The organism is Extibacter sp. GGCC_0201 (assembly GCF_017566055.1).
Taxonomy (GTDB): Bacteria; Bacillota; Clostridia; order Lachnospirales; family Lachnospiraceae; genus Extibacter.
The window spans coordinates 1-214 of record NZ_JABFCH010000233.1 but is presented as its reverse complement, the minus strand read 5'-3'; the positions used below and the strand labels follow the sequence as shown (position 1 = coordinate 214).

1 protein-coding gene is annotated in these 214 nt (G+C 47.2%); it reads left to right on the top strand.

Going from position 1 to position 214, the window contains the following annotated elements:
* Positions 1 to 13: 13 nt before the first annotated feature.
* On the top strand, positions 14 to 214 hold a 201-nt coding region (locus HJV72_RS19365; RefSeq protein WP_208073506.1), incomplete at its 3' end, for a hypothetical protein.

Here is a 214-nt window from a genome sequence, read left to right as displayed (position 1 = left end):
AGGAAGGGTCAAATTGGAACACCGTAGGAAGGCCTCTTCCATCAGCAATATTCCATTGCTGCCCGTACCCCTGGCCATATTGGAGAAATACAAGGAACATCCGACCTGCATTAAGAAAGGATGCTGTTTGCCCGTCATGTGCAACCAGAAGATGAACAGCTATCTCAAGGAAATAGCCGATTTCTGCAGCATTAAGAAGAATCTGACCACGCAC